General features: G+C 64.4%; 14 protein-coding genes. 4 read left to right on the top strand and 10 right to left on the bottom strand.

What is annotated here, in order from left to right:
• Positions 1-101: 101 nt before the first annotated feature.
• The 4 genes from G8O24_RS15805 to G8O24_RS15820 all read right to left on the bottom strand — a co-directional run bounded on the left by G8O24_RS15805 (position 102) and on the right by G8O24_RS15820 (position 3537).
• Positions 102-611, bottom strand: a complete 510-nt coding sequence (locus G8O24_RS15805) for an OsmC family protein (RefSeq protein WP_188100742.1) — start codon at positions 609-611, stop codon at positions 102-104.
• A gap of 54 nt (positions 612-665) precedes the next feature.
• Positions 666-1451 (bottom strand): ABC transporter ATP-binding protein, encoded by a 786-nt coding sequence (locus G8O24_RS15810; RefSeq protein WP_188100744.1) that lies wholly within the window; start codon positions 1449-1451, stop codon positions 666-668.
• Between the two features lie 17 nt (positions 1452-1468).
• Complete coding sequence (locus tag G8O24_RS15815) at positions 1469-2314, bottom strand: ABC transporter permease (protein WP_188100746.1); 846 nt, start codon at positions 2312-2314, stop codon at positions 1469-1471.
• Between the two features lie 251 nt (positions 2315-2565).
• Positions 2566-3537 carry an aliphatic sulfonate ABC transporter substrate-binding protein gene (locus G8O24_RS15820; protein WP_188100748.1) on the bottom strand — a complete coding sequence of 324 codons (972 nt, stop codon included), beginning with the start codon at positions 3535-3537 and terminating at the stop codon, positions 2566-2568.
• A 187-nt stretch (positions 3538-3724) separates the two neighbouring features.
• On the opposite strand from G8O24_RS15820, the gene G8O24_RS15825 reads away from it, so the two are divergent.
• Positions 3725-6514, top strand: coding sequence for a [protein-PII] uridylyltransferase (locus G8O24_RS15825; RefSeq protein WP_188100750.1), 2790 nt, complete (start codon positions 3725-3727; stop codon positions 6512-6514).
• Positions 6515-6518: 4 nt separating this feature from the next.
• Here G8O24_RS15825 and G8O24_RS15830 read toward each other — a convergent pair whose 3' ends face one another.
• Positions 6519-7049, bottom strand: a complete 531-nt coding sequence (locus tag G8O24_RS15830) for a methylated-DNA--[protein]-cysteine S-methyltransferase (RefSeq protein WP_188100752.1) — start codon at positions 7047-7049, stop codon at positions 6519-6521.
• Between the two features lie 97 nt (positions 7050-7146).
• On the opposite strand from G8O24_RS15830, the gene G8O24_RS15835 reads away from it, so the two are divergent.
• A complete protein-coding gene (locus G8O24_RS15835; protein ID WP_188100800.1) occupies positions 7147-7503 on the top strand; it encodes a DUF1304 domain-containing protein in 357 nt (118 codons plus the stop codon).
• A 142-nt stretch (positions 7504-7645) separates the two neighbouring features.
• Positions 7646-8872: an ABC transporter substrate-binding protein gene (locus G8O24_RS15840; RefSeq protein WP_188100754.1), complete on the top strand. Its 1227-nt coding sequence runs from the start codon at positions 7646-7648 to the stop codon at positions 8870-8872.
• Between the two features lie 58 nt (positions 8873-8930).
• Here the strand turns inward: G8O24_RS15840 and G8O24_RS15845 are convergent, their stop codons facing one another.
• Positions 8931-9356 carry a DUF1330 domain-containing protein gene (locus tag G8O24_RS15845; protein WP_188100756.1) on the bottom strand — a complete coding sequence of 142 codons (426 nt, stop codon included), beginning with the start codon at positions 9354-9356 and terminating at the stop codon, positions 8931-8933.
• A 168-nt stretch (positions 9357-9524) separates the two neighbouring features.
• Here G8O24_RS15845 and G8O24_RS15850 point away from each other — a divergent pair, with 168 nt between their 5' ends.
• Positions 9525-11753, top strand: coding sequence for a transglycosylase domain-containing protein (locus G8O24_RS15850; protein ID WP_188100757.1), 2229 nt, complete (start codon positions 9525-9527; stop codon positions 11751-11753).
• 161 nt (positions 11754-11914) lie between these two features.
• On the opposite strand, the gene G8O24_RS15855 is transcribed toward G8O24_RS15850, so the two are convergent.
• The 4 genes from G8O24_RS15855 to G8O24_RS15870 all read right to left on the bottom strand — a co-directional run bounded on the left by G8O24_RS15855 (position 11915) and on the right by G8O24_RS15870 (position 16249).
• Positions 11915-12754, bottom strand: a complete 840-nt coding sequence (locus tag G8O24_RS15855) for a M48 family metallopeptidase (protein ID WP_188100759.1) — start codon at positions 12752-12754, stop codon at positions 11915-11917.
• A 217-nt stretch (positions 12755-12971) separates the two neighbouring features.
• Complete coding sequence (locus G8O24_RS15860; protein WP_188100761.1) at positions 12972-14300, bottom strand: polyhydroxyalkanoate depolymerase; 1329 nt, start codon at positions 14298-14300, stop codon at positions 12972-12974.
• Positions 14301-14421: 121 nt separating this feature from the next.
• Positions 14422-15240, bottom strand: a complete 819-nt coding sequence (locus G8O24_RS15865) for an ABC transporter permease (protein ID WP_188100763.1) — start codon at positions 15238-15240, stop codon at positions 14422-14424.
• A 205-nt stretch (positions 15241-15445) separates the two neighbouring features.
• Positions 15446-16249, bottom strand: coding sequence for an ABC transporter ATP-binding protein (locus tag G8O24_RS15870; RefSeq protein WP_188100765.1), 804 nt, complete (start codon positions 16247-16249; stop codon positions 15446-15448).
• Positions 16250-16279 lie beyond the last annotated feature (30 nt).

The raw sequence follows: 16279 nt of genomic DNA on the forward strand, positions 1-16279 counted from the left end.
TTTTGCGCAGCAAATCGGGTGAGGGCGTCAGGTCCCATGAAAGAGCAGGGCCCCTCACCCGCGCTTTCAGCGCGACCTCTCCCCTTGGGAGAGGTAAGCAGTCACATCCGCTGCATCGACACCGAAACTTTCGGGCCGTTCTTGATGGTCTGGTAGACCACGCAATAGCGCTCGGTGAGCTTGAGCAGGAGATCGAGCTTGTCCTGCGGCGCATCGGTGTCGACCTCGAAGCGCAGGCGGATCTCGGCAAAGCCGACCGGAGTCTCCTTGTCGACGCCGAGCGTGCCGCGGAAATCGAGATCGCCCTCGGCATAGACATTGCCGGTTTTGAGCGGCACTTCGATCGCGGTCGCCACCGATTTCAGCGTGACGCCGGCGCAGGCGACCAGCGCCTCGAGCAGCATGTCGCCGGAGCAGAGTTCGAGGCCGGAGCCGCCAGTGGCGGGATGGAGACCGGCGACGGCGAGCACACGGCCGGTCTCGACCTTGCAGGCGATGCCGTCGCTGTCGGTGGATCCCTTGGCCTTCAGCGTGATCAGCGCGGCCTTGGGATCGGTCTTGTAGCGCTCCTTGATCGGGGCCTGCATCTGGCGCAGTTGTGCGGCGTCCATCTCGTTCTCTCCCGGGAAATTTGCTCCTCGATGTACCGGCTTGCCGGGAAATTGTCACCACCACATGGCCTGACCGGGACCCTGGGTTGCGTCACGGTCGGGCACCCTGCGGTCGAGCGAACGGTCGAGTGATGCCAGCACACTTCGCTTGAAAGTCTCGAACAACGGCGAATTGCGGTCGCGCGGCCGACCGAGATTGATCTCGATCTGGTCGAACAGCCGGCCCGGCCGCGGCCGCATCACCAGCACGCGGTCGGCCAGCACCACCGCCTCGTCGACGTCATGGGTGACGAGGATCAAGGTTGGCCGCGTGTCCGCCCAGAGGTCGAGCAGATGATCCTGCAGGTCACGGCGGGTGAAGGCGTCGAGCGCCGAGAACGGCTCGTCGAGCAAGAGCACTTCGGGCTGCGGCACCAGTGCGCGGGCGATCGCGACGCGCTGCGCCTGTCCGCCGGAGAGTTCGCGCGGCCAGGCCTGCGCCTTGTCGGCGAGCCCGACGCGGTCGAGCGCGCGGGCCACCTTCGCGCGGCGTTCGGCCGCCGGCAGTTCGGCGAGGCCGAAACCGATATTGTCGGCGACGCTGAGCCAGGGCAGCAGGCGCGGCTCCTGGAAGATGATGCCGATCTTGGCATGCGGCGAGGCGATCGCCTCGCCGTCGAGCGTCACCGTGCCGGAACTGGCGCGATCGAGGCCGGCGATGGCACGGAGCAATGTCGATTTGCCGCAGCCAGACCCGCCAATGATGGCGATGATCTCGCCCTGCCTGATCTCGGCGGAGAAGCGCGTCAGCGCCTCGACACCGTTCGGGTAGGTCTTGCTGACCCGGTCGAGTGCCAGCATCGCCTCAAGCTCCCTTATCAAGTTTCTTTGGCCCGGCCGAAGGCGTCCTGCCAGCGCAGGAACGGCGCAGCCGCGAGCTCGATCAGCCAGTCCGTGAGCTTGCCGAGGATGGCGAAGATCACGATGGCGGCGAGGATCTGCGCGGGCTTGCCGAGCTGCTGACCGTCGAGCAGGAGATAACCGAGGCCTTCGGAAGCGCCGATCAGTTCGGCGGCGACGACGAACATCCAGCCGAGGCCGAGGCCGACGCGCAAGGACACGACATAGGCCGGCAGCACCGCGGGCAGCAGGATGCGGCGGATCATCGCGAAGCCGGAGAGGCGGAAGGTGCGGCCGACCTCGACGATCTTGCGATCGACCGAGAGGATCGCGCCCATCACGCCGAGATAGACCGGGAAGAACACGCCAACCGCGATCAGCGCGATCTTCGAGGTCTCGAAGATGCCGAGCCAGAGGATGAACAGCGGCACCCAGGCCAGCGACGGAATCGCGCGCAGCGCCTGCACGGTCGGATCGAGCAGCCGCCGCGCCAGCGACCAATAGCCGGAGATGGCACCCAACAGCGTGCCCGCCACCACGCCGAAGCCAAAGCCAAGCCCGACGCGCCACAGCGTCGCGGAGATATGGCGGACCAGCTCGCCGGAGCGGGCGAGCTCGGTGATGGTGGCGAAGACGCGCGAGGGCGGCGGCACCAGGCGCCCGTTGGACCAGCCGGACCAGACCACCAGCTCCCAGCCGAGCGCGAGCGTCAGCGGCAGCAGCAGCCCCAGCGCCGGCCGCGCATAGCGTGACAGCCGCGAGGGCGCGACGGCGTTTTCGGCCGGTTCCGAGGATTGCTGCAGGACTGGCGCGTCGGAGATCATGGCCGGTAGGAAGCGCGTCTGGTCAGGGAATGCAACGGTGTTGCCATGTTCTCAGCCGTCGTCCCGGACAAGCGCGCCTGAAGCGCGCGCCGATCCGGGACCCATAGCCACAGGAAAATGTGGTTGCGGGAACTCGGAGTGACCGCATTTGCCTCAAACCACTCCCCGGGAGTATGGGTCCCAGGTCTGCGCTGACGCTTGCCCGGGACGACAATGGGGTTTGCCGCGCGCCTGCCTCCGCCTAGCCAACCTCAATTCGTCGGCAGCGGAACCTGGTCATCGATCAGCGCATCCAGCGTCGCCTTCACGTCGACCTTGGCGTCGACGACGCCGGCCTGCTGCAGGGCGAGGCCGGCCGCGAGGATCGACTCGCGCTGGGGTGCGCCGATGCGGCTATGGGTGAGCTCGGTGCGTTCCTTGAGCTGCTTGTCGACGACGGCCTCGGGCAGCTTCGTCACGGCGATGAACGTCTTTTTGAGATCATCGTAGTTCGCCAGCGAATATTTCCGCGCCTCTTCGTACACCGCGAGCACGCGGCGGGCAGCGTCCGGATAGTCCTTCAGGAACTGCTCGCGCACATTGAGGAGGCCCCAGGTGTTGGCGTCGGCCTTGCGGTAGAACAGCTTTGCGCCCTCCTCGACCTCGGCCTGCGCCATCATGGGATCGAGACCGGCCCAGGCATCGACGTCGCCGCGGATCAAGGCGGTCTTACCGTCGGCGTGCTGCAGCAACACCGGCGTAATGTCCTTCTCGGTCAGGCCGGCGCCCAGCAGTGCACGCACCAGGAAGATGTGCGGATCGGTGCCGCGCGTCACCGCGACGCGCTTGCCCTTGAGGTCAGCAACGCTGGCGATCTTGGAGTCCTTGCCAGTCACCAGCGCCGTCCATTCGGGGCGCGAATAGACATAGATCGACTTGATCGGATTGCCGTTGATGCGCGCGACCAGCGCCGCCGAGCCCGCGGTCGAGCCGAAATCGATCGAGCCGGCATTGAGGAATTCGAGCGCCTTGTTGGAGCCGGCCGACTGTACCCAGGTGACGGTGATGCCATCCTTGGCGAACTCCTTCTCCAGCAGCCCCTTCTGCTTGAGCACCAGCGACACCGGATTGTAGGTCGCCCAGTCGATGCGAATTTCCTTGAGCGGATCGGCGGCCCGCGCCGCAGGGGCGACGGCGAGCGCGACCGCTCCCGCCAGCAAAATACGTCGTGAAAACTTGATCATGCCCGGCCTCCTCCAAAACTTCACGGTTTTTCAATGAGTTATATCCGGAAATCAACCAGAAAAACCGCCCTCGAAAGCGCGCCGGCCGAGAACAGATTTGCCCGAAGCCGCGGCTTTCCAGCATGGAACGACTATTGGCCGAGAATGGCTGATGACAGCGCTCGTCACGTCTTATATCCGGTGAGAGATGGACAGCGTCGCAACTGAGCAAAGGCCCGAGGTAGACGATCGCTTCGACACCGCGCGGATCACCGCCGCGGTCGATGCGCTTGCGGATAAGCATCAGGGCCGCGAGGACACCTTCCGCACCGCCGTGGCGCAACTGCTCAAGGCCGAGCTGCTCGCCGCGCGCGCCGCGGCGCAGAAGATCCTGCTGAAGGACCGCCATGGCCGCCGCTGCGCCGAGCGGCTGTGCCATGTGCAGGACGAGATCATCCGCATCCTCTATTCGGCCGCGACGCGGCATCTCTATCGCTCGCCGATCCCGAGCGGCGCCGAGCGCATGGCGGTGGTGGCGACCGGCGGCTATGGCCGCGGCCTGATGGCGCCGGAATCGGACATCGATCTGTTGTTCATCCTGCCTTACAAGCAGACCGCCTGGGGTGAGCAGGTCGCCGAAGCCATCCTCTATTGCCTGTGGGACATGGGCCTGAAGGTCGGGCACGCCACGCGCTCGGTCGACGAATCGATCCGCCAGGCGCGCGGCGACATGACCATCCGCACCGCGATTCTGGAGACGCGCTTCCTCACGGGCGACCAGCCGCTCTATGACGAGCTGGTCGAGCGCTTCGACAAGGAGGTGGTACAGGGCACCGCCTCCGAATTCGTCACCGCAAAGCTCGCCGAGCGCGAAGAACGTCACCGCCGCGGCGGCCAGTCGCGCTACCTGGTCGAGCCCAACGTCAAGGACGGCAAGGGGGCGCTGCGCGACCTGCATACGCTGTTCTGGATCGCCAAATACGTCTACCGCGTTCGCGACACCGACGAGCTGGTCGAGCGCGGCGTGTTCGACGCGCAGGAATACCGCAGCTTCCGCCGTTGCGCCGACTTCCTGTGGTCGGTGCGCTGCAATCTGCATTTCTATTCCGGCCGCGCCGAGGAGCGCCTGTCCTTCGATCTCCAGCGCGAAATCGCTGTCAGGCTCGGCTACACCTCGCATCCCGGCATGCAGGACGTCGAGCGCTTCATGAAGCACTACTTCCTGGTCGCCAAGGAAGTCGGCAACCTCACCGCCATCCTGTGCGCCAAGCTCGAGGACCAGCAGGCCAAGCCGGCGCCGGTGCTGAGCCGGGTGATGGCGCGGCTGCGCCCGACCCAGATGAGGCGGCGCGTGCCCGATAGCGACGATTTCATCGTCGACAACAACCGCATCAACGTCGCCGCGCCCGATATCTTCAAGCATGATCCGGTCAATCTGATCCGGATCTTCCGCCTGGCGCAGAAGAACAACCTCGCCTTCCACCCGGACGCGATGCGCGACGTCACGCGCTCGCTCGGCCTGATCAACGCGCAGATGCGCGAGAATCCCGAAGCCAACCGGCTGTTCATGGAGATCCTGACCTCCGACAACGCCGAGATCGTGCTGCGGCGGATGAACGAGACCGGCGTGCTCGGCCATTTCATCCGCGCCTTCGGCAAGATCGTCTCGATGATGCAATTCAACATGTATCATCACTACACCGTGGACGAGCACCTGATCCGCTGCGTCGGCTTCCTCCAGGACATCGAGCGCGGCGGCATCGAGGAGTTCGCGCTCGCCAGCGATCTGATGCGCAAGATCCGGCCCGAGCACCGCGCGGTGATCTACATCACGACGCTGCTGCACGACATCGCCAAGGGACGGCCCGAGGACCATTCGATCGCCGGCGCCAAGGTGGCGCGCCGCCTCTGCCCGCGGCTCGGCTTCAGCGCGGCCGACACCGAGCTGATCGCCTGGCTGATCGAAGAGCATCTGACGATGTCGACGGTCGCGCAGTCGCGCGATCTCTCCGACCGCAAGACCATCGAGAATTTCGCCGCCGTGGTGCAGTCGGTCGAGCAGATGAAGCTGCTCACCATTCTCACCACGGCCGATATCCGCGGCGTCGGTCCGGGCGTGTGGAATGGCTGGAAGGCGCAGCTCTTGCGCTCGCTCTATTATGAAACCGAACCGGTGCTGACCGGCGGCTTCTCGGAGGTCGACCGCGGCAAGCGCCTCACCGCCGCCTACGCCGAATTCCGGCACGCCTTCGCCGAATGGCCGGCCGACGAGCTCGACGCCTATATTGCCCGGCACTATCCGGCCTATTGGCTCAAGGTCGAGCTGCCGCGCAAGATCCGTCACGCGCGTTTCGTGCGGTCCAGCGAACAGGCCGGGCACAAGCTCGCAATCAACGTCGGCTTCGATGAAGTGCGCGGCGTGACCGAGCTCACCATCTTCGCCGCCGACCATCCCTGGCTGCTGTCGATCATCGCGGGCGCCTGCGCCTCGGCCGGCGCCAACATCGTCGACGCTCAGATCTACACCACGACCGACGGTCGCGCGCTGGACACGATCTCGATCTCGCGGGAATACGACCGCGACGAGGACGAGGGCCGGCGCGCCACACGCATCGGCGAGATGATCGAGGACGTGCTGGAAGGCAAGCTGCGCCTTCCGGAAGTGGTGGCGCGGCGCACGGTGCGCAGCAAGGCGCGCCCCTTCGTGATCGAGCCGGAAGTGACCATCAACAACCAGTGGTCGGACCGCTACACCGTGATCGAAGTCTCTGGCCTCGACCGCCCCGGCCTGCTCTACGAGCTGACGACGGCGATCTCCAAGCTCAATCTCAACATCGCCTCGGCCCATGTCGCGACCTTCGGCGAGCGCGCCCGCGACGTGTTCTACGTCACCGACCTGCTCGGCGCGCAAATCAACGCGCCGACGCGCCAGGCTGCGATCAAGAGCGCGCTGACCCATGTCATGGCCGGCGACAAGGCGGTGCAGCCGGCGGCGTGAGGATTTAGATCTCCACCCCTTCGTGTCTGAGCAGCCACCTCTTCCGCTCCAGCCCGCCGCCATATTTCACCAGCGAGCCGTTGGCGCCGATCAGGCGATGGCACGGCAGCACCACGCTGATCGGGTTGGAGCCATTGGCATGGCCGACGGCTCTGATCGCCTTGGGCATCTCGATCCTGGCGGCGAGCGCACCGTAGCTCATCGTGGTGCCCGCGGGGATTTTCGCCAGCGCGGTCCAGACCTTCTGCTGGAACGGCGTGCCGGCGATGCGCCATTCGATCGTGAGAAGCTGGTCGAGATCGCCCTCGAAATAGGCCGACAGCGCGGTCTTCATCAGCGTCGGGGCGGGCCGGTCGACCAGATCCACGGCGCCATGATGCAGACGCAAGAGCTCGCGCATGCGGTGATCATAGTCGTCCCAGTCCAGCGCGCACAGCGCACCATCGGCATCGGTGACCAGCAGCACGGTCCCGATCGGCGTCGCCAGCCGATCGAGGCCGAAGCGTTCAGGGGCTTTTGCTGATCGAGCGGGCATTGCGGCACCATCACGTCGAAACACGCTTCGCACTTGCCATGCCGGGCATGCTAACGTCCACCCGAAAGCTGACGCTTTGGGGGAGCTCAACTTGATTCTGATCGCCAATGTCCTGGTGGCGCTGGTCGCCGCGCTGCACGGCTACTTCCTGATTCTGGAGATGTTCCTGTGGGACAAGCCACTTGGCTTGAAGACATTCCGCAATTCGCCTGACAAGGCCGAGGTTACAAAGGTGCTTGCCGCCAATCAGGGCCTCTACAATGGCTTCCTTGTTGCGGGCCTGGTCTGGGGTTTGCTGCATGGCAACCCGGCCTTCGGGTTTCAGATCAAGGTTTTCTTCTTGCTCTGCGTGATCGTGGCCGGCGCCTATGGCGCGACGACCGTCAGCACCCGCATCCTGATCGTGCAGGCGCTGCCGGCCGTGATCGCGCTGGTCGCCCTGTTCCTGACCTGAGACCTTGGTCTGACACGCTACTGTGCCGCGATCCTTGCGCGGCGGCGGGCGTTCCTCCACAATCTTCGACAGCGATGGCGACCGTTGCAATCAACGGAAGAAGACCATCGACCGAAAATTCCGTCTGGAGGAACAACCCAAGATGACCAATCGCAGAGCCTTCCTAGCTGCCACGGCGGTGCTCGCCTTCGCATTCTCCGCCAATCAGGCCCTCGCACAGAAGAAATACGACACCGGCGCAAGCGACACCGAGATCAAGATCGGCCAGACCGTGCCGTTCTCGGGCGCCTATTCGGTCTATGCCAATATCGGCAAGACCCAGGCCGCCTACTTCAAGATGATCAACGACCAGGGCGGCATCAACGGCCGCAAGATCAACCTGATCCAGTATGACGACGCCTACTCGCCGCCCAAGACGGTCGAGCAGGTGCGCAAGCTCGTCGAAGGCGATGAAGTCCTTTTCACATTCCAGCTGATCGGCACCGCCGCCAACGCGGCCGTGCAGAAATATCTCAACGGCAAGAAGGTGCCGCAACTGCTGGCTTCGACCGGCGCCGCGCGATTCAACGATCCGCAGAACTACCCCTGGACCATCGCCTACAATCCCAATTACATCTCCGAAGGGCGCATCTACGCCAAATACATTCTCAAGGAGCATCCGAACGCCAAGATCGGCGTACTCTACCAGAACGACGACATGGGCCGCGATTATCTCGCAGGCCTCAAGAGCGGCCTCGGCGACAAGGCCGCCAGCATGATCGTCGGCGAGGTCTCCTACGAGGTCACCGATCCCACCGTGGACTCGCAGGTGGTCAAGCTGAAGTCGCTGGGGGCCGATCTTTTCTACGATGCCTCGACACCGAAATTCGCGGCCCAGGCCATCAAGAAGGTGGCCGAACTGGGCTGGACGCCGGTGCATATCGTCGACATCAACGCGAGTCCAATTTCGGCGACGCTGAAGCCGGCCGGCCTCGACATCTCCAAGGGCATCATCTCGACCCAATACGGCAAGGAGCCGGGCGATCCGCAGTGGAAGGACGATCCCGGTGTGAAGGCCTTTTTCGCCTTCATGGACAAGTATTTCCCGGAAGGGGACAAGCTCAACACCGTCAACACCTACGCCTATTCGGTGGCGGAGTTGCTGACGCAGGTGCTGAAACAGTGCGGCGACGACCTCACCCGCGAGAACGTCATGAAACAGGTCGCCAACATCAAGGACTTCACCCCGAGCTTTGCGCTGCCGGGCATCAAGATCAACACCGGCCCGAACGATTATCGCGTCAACAAGCAGATGCAGATGATGAGGTTCAACGGCGAACGCTGGGAGCTGTTCGGACCGATCATCGAGGATTCGGGCCCGGCGGGCTAGGCGCCAAGCTCTCGAATGCAATCGGCGGCCCCGCGGGCCGCCGATTTTGTTTCGGCATCTAGGTCGGTATTTCCCCGAAATTCTTCCCCACCGGCAGCACCGCGTGGCGGATCAGGCGCGAATCCTCCACCGCGGCCTGGCGATGCTTGACCGCTTCGCGATAGACGGGATCGCGGATCATCTCGACGAAGGCGGCGACGCTTGGGTATTCGGCGATGAAGCAATGATCCCAGCGTTCCTCTTGCGGGCCGATCAGCATCAGCTCGAACCGGCCCTGCCAGACGATGCGGCCGCCGAGGCGTTCGAACACCGGGCCGCTCTCGCGGCCATAGGCCGCATAGGCTTCCGCGCCGCTCGCCTTACGGCCGTCGGGATAGGCCGCCTCTTTGCGCAAGCGCACCAGATTGAGCATGTGGATCGGGCCGGAGCGATCGTTCTCCCGGAATTGCGCGAAGATCTCCTTGGTCGGATCAATATGGCCCATGCGAGTTCCCTCTGCTTGTATGGCCGCGATCCTAGCTCCGCCGTCGACGGAGCGGAACTGCGGCAGGCGAATGCCGCACCTCCTAATCGCGCGTTAACGTCTGCGTAACCGGGCCTTAAACAGCGACCGCTAGCGTCCGGCGGGGCGGGGTAACCGGGCGTTTTGCGTATGGGGTCGGCAAAGAAAAAGGGTGGGCGGAAGGAGCCGTTGTTCGGCCTGCCCGCAGCGCTCGCCGATCTGCGCCTGACGGCGGCGGACCGCGTTCCCGGCGGCGAGGACGACAAGCCGAAGAAATCCACCAAGCGCAAGAGCGAGACGTCCGACGACGAGCCGCCGCGCGAGCGCAAGGCGCCGGCCAAAAGCAGTAGCGCCAAGCGCCGCTCGAAATCATCTTTCAGCGCCGGCCTCGGCCGCCTCGTCTATTGGGGCGCCGTGCTGAGCCTGTGGGGCGTGATCGCCGTGATCGGCGTCGTGATCTGGGTCGGCGCGCATCTGCCACCGATCCAGTCGCTGGAAATTCCAAAGCGTCCGCCGACGATCCAGATCGTCGGCATCGACGGCAGCCTGCTGGCGCAGCGCGGCGAGATGGCCGGCGCCAACGTGTCGCTGAAGGACCTGCCGCCCTATCTGCCCAAGGCCTTCATCGCCATCGAGGACCGCCGCTTCTACTCACATTTCGGCATCGACCCCGTCGGCATCCTGCGCGCGCTCGTCACCAACGTCCTGCATCGCGGCGTGTCGCAGGGCGGTTCGACGCTGACGCAGCAGCTCGCCAAGAACCTGTTCCTGACCCAGGAACGCACCATGGCGCGCAAGCTGCAGGAGGCTGAGCTCGCGATCTGGCTCGAGCGCAAGCATTCCAAGGACGAGATCCTGGAGCTCTATCTCAACCGCGTCTATTTCGGCTCCGGCGCCTATGGCGTCGAAGCTGCTGCGCAGAAATATTTCGGCAAGCCGGCGAAGAGCGTCACCATCGCGGAAGCCGCGATGCTGGCGGGCCTGGTCAAATCGCCCTCGCGCCTCGCGCCGAACCGCAATCCGGAAGGCGCCGAAGCGCGGGCGCAAGTCGTGCTCGCGGCGATGGCGGACGCCAAATTCATCACCGAGGCACAGGCCCAGGCCTCGATCGGCCACCCCTCCTACAATGTGAAGCCCGTCGGCGCCGGCACCGTCAACTACGTCGCCGACTGGATCGGCGAGGTGCTGGACGACCTTGTCGGCCAGATCGACGACAGCATCAAGGTCGAGACCACGATCGATCCGAAGCTCCAGGCGGTGGCGGAGGCCGCGATCATCGACGAACTCGCGGCCAAGAGCGGCAAGTTCAATGTCAGCCAGGGCGCGCTGGTGGCGATGACGCCCGACGGCGCGGTGCGCGCCATGGTCGGCGGCCGAAACTATTCCGAAAGCCAGTACAACCGCGCGGTCACCGCCAAACGGCAGCCGGGCTCATCCTTCAAGCCGTTCGTCTATCTGACGGCGATGGAGCAAGGCCTGACGCCGGACACCGTCCGCCAGGACGCGCCGATCGAGGTCAAGGGCTGGAGACCTGAGAACTACACCCATGAATATTTCGGCCCGGTGACGCTGACGCAGGCGCTGGCGATGTCGCTGAACACCGTCGCCATCCGCCTCGGCCTCGAGGTCGGGCCGAAGAACGTGGTCCGCACCGCGCACCGGCTCGGCATCTCGTCCAAGCTCGAACCCAACGCCTCGATCGCGCTCGGCACCTCGGAGGTCTCCGTGGTCGAGCTGGTCGGCGCCTACGCGCCGTTCGCCAATGGCGGCTTCGCGGCCACCCCGCATGTGGTGACGCGGATCAGGACGCTCGAGGGCAAGCTGCTCTACATGCGCCAGGGCGACGAGCACAACCAGGTGATCGAGCCGCGCTATGTCGGCATGATGAACAGCATGATGCGCGAGACGCTGATCTCGGGCACCGCGAAGAAGGCCGAGATCCCGGGCTGGCAGGCGGCCGGCAAGACCGGCACCAGCCAGGATTATCGCGACGCCTGGTTCATCGGCTACACCTCGAACCTCGTCACCGGCGTCTGGCTCGGCAATGACGACAATTCGCCGACCAAGAAGGCGACCGGCGGCGGGCTGCCGGTCGAAGTCTGGACCCGCTTCATGCGCGCCGCGCACGAGGGCGTGCAGGTGGCCGCCCTGCCGAACCTGCAGAGCAATTGGGGACCGTCGAACCTCGTGCAGATCTCATCGCAGGTGTCGCCGCCGACGCAGGTGGCGCCCACGCCTGGATATGCACCGGCGCCGGCCAGCAATAGCGGTTATCGCGCGCCACCGCCGCCGACGCGCGCCAATGTCAATGCTCGGCCGGAAGCAGCCGCCGGACTCGATGGCTGGCTGATGGACCGGCTGTTCGGCGGGAACCGATAGACCCCGAACCCAAAATGCGAAAACAACCCCATGCACAGTAGGCGGGGGTGTTGCGGCGTGATGGGCGGAGGATCAGTCAAAGGCCTTGATGCGATGGAGCAAAAATGAAATCGCCCGCGCAAGGCGGGCGATGGCAGCTTTTGCTGGAGAAACAGCGCGCCCTAATCCTCGACCCCGTACCGGTGCAGATCGTTACCGCAGGTGTCGAGCCACTTCTTGGCGCGCTCCATGGAGGGACAGATCTTGCCGCAGACGCGCCAGAAGCGGGCTGAATGGTTCATCTCGACGAGATGGGCCACTTCATGCGCGGCGAGATAGTCGAGCACGAAAGGCGGCGCGAGGATCAGGCGCCAGGAGAAGGACAGCGAGCCGGCCGAGGTGCAGGAGCCCCAGCGGCTGGACTGATCGCGGATCGAGAGCCGCTTCACCTTGACGCCGAGCTCGGCGGCATGGATCTCCGCCGAACGCTGCAGATCCTTGCGGGCCTCGCGCTTGAGGAAGTCGCCGACTCTGCGATCGACATGCTCGAGGCCGCCGGCGACGCAGAGAATGCGTTCGCCGCTGTCGCGCGTTTCCGTCCACACCGTGCCGCGGCTGCCGGCGCGATGCACGATGCGGTGAGGTGTGCCGCGAAGCGGTATCACTGTGCCAGGTTGGAACGGCGCGGCCTTCGGCAAACGACCGAGACGCGCGGCGATCCATGCGCCGTGGCGCTGCGCGAAGTCTTTTGCTTCAGCCAGCGTACCGCGCGGAGGGATGGTGAGGATGGCTTCGCGGTCGCTCGGATGGATCCTGAGCGTGTAGCGACGCGCGCGGCGATGCCGGCGCAATCGAATCGCAAAAAATTGCGATCCATGGGTGATGACGAGGGTCTTCGGTTCGTGGGGCCGCCGATAAAGGAGCGCGCGAGTAGCCATGTCTGTCAGTCCGGGGAGGAGGAGTTCGCCCGGATTCTGCCATAACCGCCGCCAGGGAAAGCGCTCGGCGCAAAAACAAATCATTTGCCCAATATACAGGGGTTCTGCAGTCCGGAGACCCTACAGACTGGGGTTGGAACCGGCTTTTTTCGCCCCCGCTGGACGCATGCGACACCCTCAAGGGGTGAGCAGTGACTCACTCCTATAGAGCTACCTGAATACCGCGAATCTGGCCGGAACCGGGCCCCGCCAGATGCGCCGGCAAGGGCCGATTCGTCGACGGGAAAGCCGAAATTGAGCGTTATTCGGCCGCCCGCGCCTGCAATGACGCCGGATTCGCCGCCGAGACCATGAAGTCATGGATGCGCGGCACGATTTCCGACTTGAAGCGCGAGCCGTTGAACACGCCGTAATGTCCGACGCCCTTCTGGACGTAATGAACGCGGCGATGATCCGGTATCGAGCTGCACAATGTGTGCGTGGCTTCGGTCTGACCGAGACCCGAGATGTCGTCGTTCTCGCCTTCGACCGTCATCAACGCAACGCGCGTCACCTTCGACGGATCGACCAGAGTTCCCCGATGGGCCATCTCGCCCTTCGGCAGCGAATGTTTGACGAACACGGTGTCGACCGTCTGCAGGTAATACTCGGCCGAGAGGTCCATCACCGCCAGATATTCGTCATAGAACTCGCGATGCTTGTCGACGAGATCGCCGTCGCCCTTCACCAGATTGGCGAACAGCTGCTTGTGAGCGTCCATGTGCCGGTCGAGGTTCATGCTGATGAACCCGTTGAGCTGGAGGAAGCCCGGATAGACGTCGCGCATCATGCCCGGATGCGGGAATGGCACCTTGGTGATGACGTGATTGCGGAACCAGTCGATCCCGCGCTCCTGCGCCAGATTGTTCACCGCAGTCGGATTGCGGCGGGTGTCGATCGGACCGCCCATCAGCGTCATCGAAGTCGGCACGAAGGGATCGCGCCGCGCTTCCATGATCGAAACGGCGGCGACGACGGGCACGGAGGGCTGGCACACCGCCATCACATGGGTGTTGCCGCCGAGGACGTGCAGCATCTCGATGACGTAGTCGATGTAGTCGTCGAGATCGAAGCGGCCGTCGCTCAAGGGCACCATGCGGGCATCGGCCCAATCGGTGATGTAGACCTCATGCGCCGGCAGGAAGGCCTCGACCGTGCCGCGCAGCAGCGTCGCATAGTGGCCTGACATCGGCGCGACGATCAGCACGCGCGGCTGCGGGCTGCGCACGGGACGGGCGAATTTGCGATCGAAGTAGAGCAGCCGGCAGAACGGCTTTTCCCAGACGGAGCGGACCTCGACGGGGACGCGGACGCCGTTGACCTCGGTGTCGTCGAGGCCCCATTCCGGCTTGCCATAGCGGCGCGTGGTGCGTTCGAACAATTCGCAGGCCGCGGCAACCGACTTGCCGACCTCGGTGCGCGCCCACGGATTGAGGGGATTCTGAAACAGCAGCCTGGTCGCGTCGGTGACGGCGCGCGCCGGATTGAGAGAGGCATGCGCCATCTCGTACATCCAGTACATCGGTGTCGTCAGGACCGGACTGCCTTCACTCGCCAGGGGCGGCGCGCCGCCAAACTCACCAATGGGCATCGCTATCTTCCTCTTCGCATCGCAGCATACTGCCGAATGCGTAATATTGCGTCAATGCATGGTTCCGTACATCTACGTAGCCGAAACGCCCAAACCAAGCTGAATCCACGAGAAATTGAGCTTATTCGCCGCCCGAGAGCAGCGAGCCATTGTTCTTGGCGCTGCGTAAAAGAGCAAGGAATGCCCAAAAAGATGCAACCAGAAGACCGATATTGATGGCCAACGCATCCAGCATCAGGTCGACGCGGAAGCTGTTCTCGATCAGCAGCGCGCGCATCCCCTCGAACACGTAGGTCGGCGGCAGCGCCCAGGCGACGTATTGCAGCCAGACCGGCAGCACGCTGACGGGATAGTAGATGCAGGCGAGCGGCATGATCGCGAACATCAGCGTCCAGACGATGCTTTCGGCGCCGAGGCCGTTTCGCAGCACCAGGCCCGAGACGAAGATGCCGACCGACCAGCTGGTGAAGATCAGATTGCAGAAGAAGGCGATCAGCGGCAGGCCGAGGCTGTAGACATTGAAGTGAAAGAACGCCAGCGCGAGCAGCGTCATCGGGATCACGCCGATCGCGAGCCGGATCAGGCTCATCACCATCAGCGCGAGCAGAAACTCGATCGGCTTCAACGGGCTCATCATGAGATTGCCGAGGTTGCGCGCCCACATCTCCTCCAGAAAGGAGATGGAGAAGCCGAGCTGGCCGCGGAACAGGATGTCCCAGAGGATCACGGCGCCGATCAGCGTGCCGCCGGCGCGCGCGAAGAAGCTCGCATTCTGCGCGATGTAGTACTGGATGAAGCCCCAGGTGATGACCTGGAGCGCCGGCCAGTACAACAGCTCGAGCAGCCGCGGCCAGGACGACAGCAGGAGATACCAGTAGCGCAGGATCATCGCGCCGATGCGATGGGTGGAGATGCCGCGATGGAGGGCGAGGTCAGTCATGGCGGCGATCCATCCGCGCGACTAAGCCTGCCACGCACACCGCCGTCATCCTTAGGTGCAAATCCTGCGATGCGCACCGCATCGCGGGATTTGCCTCGAAGGATGGGCCACATACGCTTGCGGCTCATCCTTCGAGGCGCGCGAAGGGCGCGCACCTCAGGATGACGGCGGTGGGCGCGGATGGAAAAATCATGCGCGGATCGCCTCATCTCGCCCCCTCCTTCGCGCCGTTCGCTCGTCCACGCGCGACGTCCAGAAACACCTCTTCCAGCGTGGTGCGGTTGTAACGGGCCATGATCGCGTCGGGTGTATCGTCGTCCTCGATGCGGCCGCGCTTCATGATGATGACGCGGTCGCAGAGACGCTCGACTTCGAGCATGTTGTGCGACGCCAGGAGGATGGTGGCGTTGTTGTCCTTGCGGTAGCGCTCCAGGTGCCCCCGCACCCAGTCGGCGGTATCAGGATCGAGCGAGGCGGTCGGCTCGTCCAGCAAGAGCAGCTCGGGCTGGTTGATCAAGGCCTTCGCCAGGGCGACGCGGGTCTTCTGCCCGGCGGAGAGCTTGCCGTTGGCGCGGTCGATGAAGTCGTTGAGATCGAGATCATCGGCCAGTGTCGCGATGCGGTCGGCGAGGTCCTTCACCGCATAGAGCTTGCCGAAAATGGTGAGATTTTGCCGCACCGTGAGCCGCATCGGCATGTCGACATAGGGGCTTTCAAAGTTCATCCGCCCCAGCACCGCCGCGCTGTCCTCCGGCATCGGGTGTCCGAGCACGCGGACGCGGCCTGATGTCGGCAGCACCAGCCCCATGATCATCGCGATGGTCGTGGTCTTGCCGGCGCCGTTGCCGCCCAGCAGCCCGGTGATGCTGCCGCGGGGAAGCGAGAAGGAGATGCCGTCAACCGCGCGGGTCTGCTTGTAGACCTTGACCAGGCGATCGACCTCGATGGCCGCGGACGAAATCTCATCCGCGACAGTCGGCCAGCTTGAAGCCTTGTCATTCCCGGTCATGCTGGAGGCGTTCTTCCGCCATTGCGCGGT

The organism is Bradyrhizobium campsiandrae (genome assembly GCF_014529705.1).
Taxonomy (GTDB): Bacteria; Pseudomonadota; Alphaproteobacteria; order Rhizobiales; family Xanthobacteraceae; genus Bradyrhizobium; species Bradyrhizobium campsiandrae.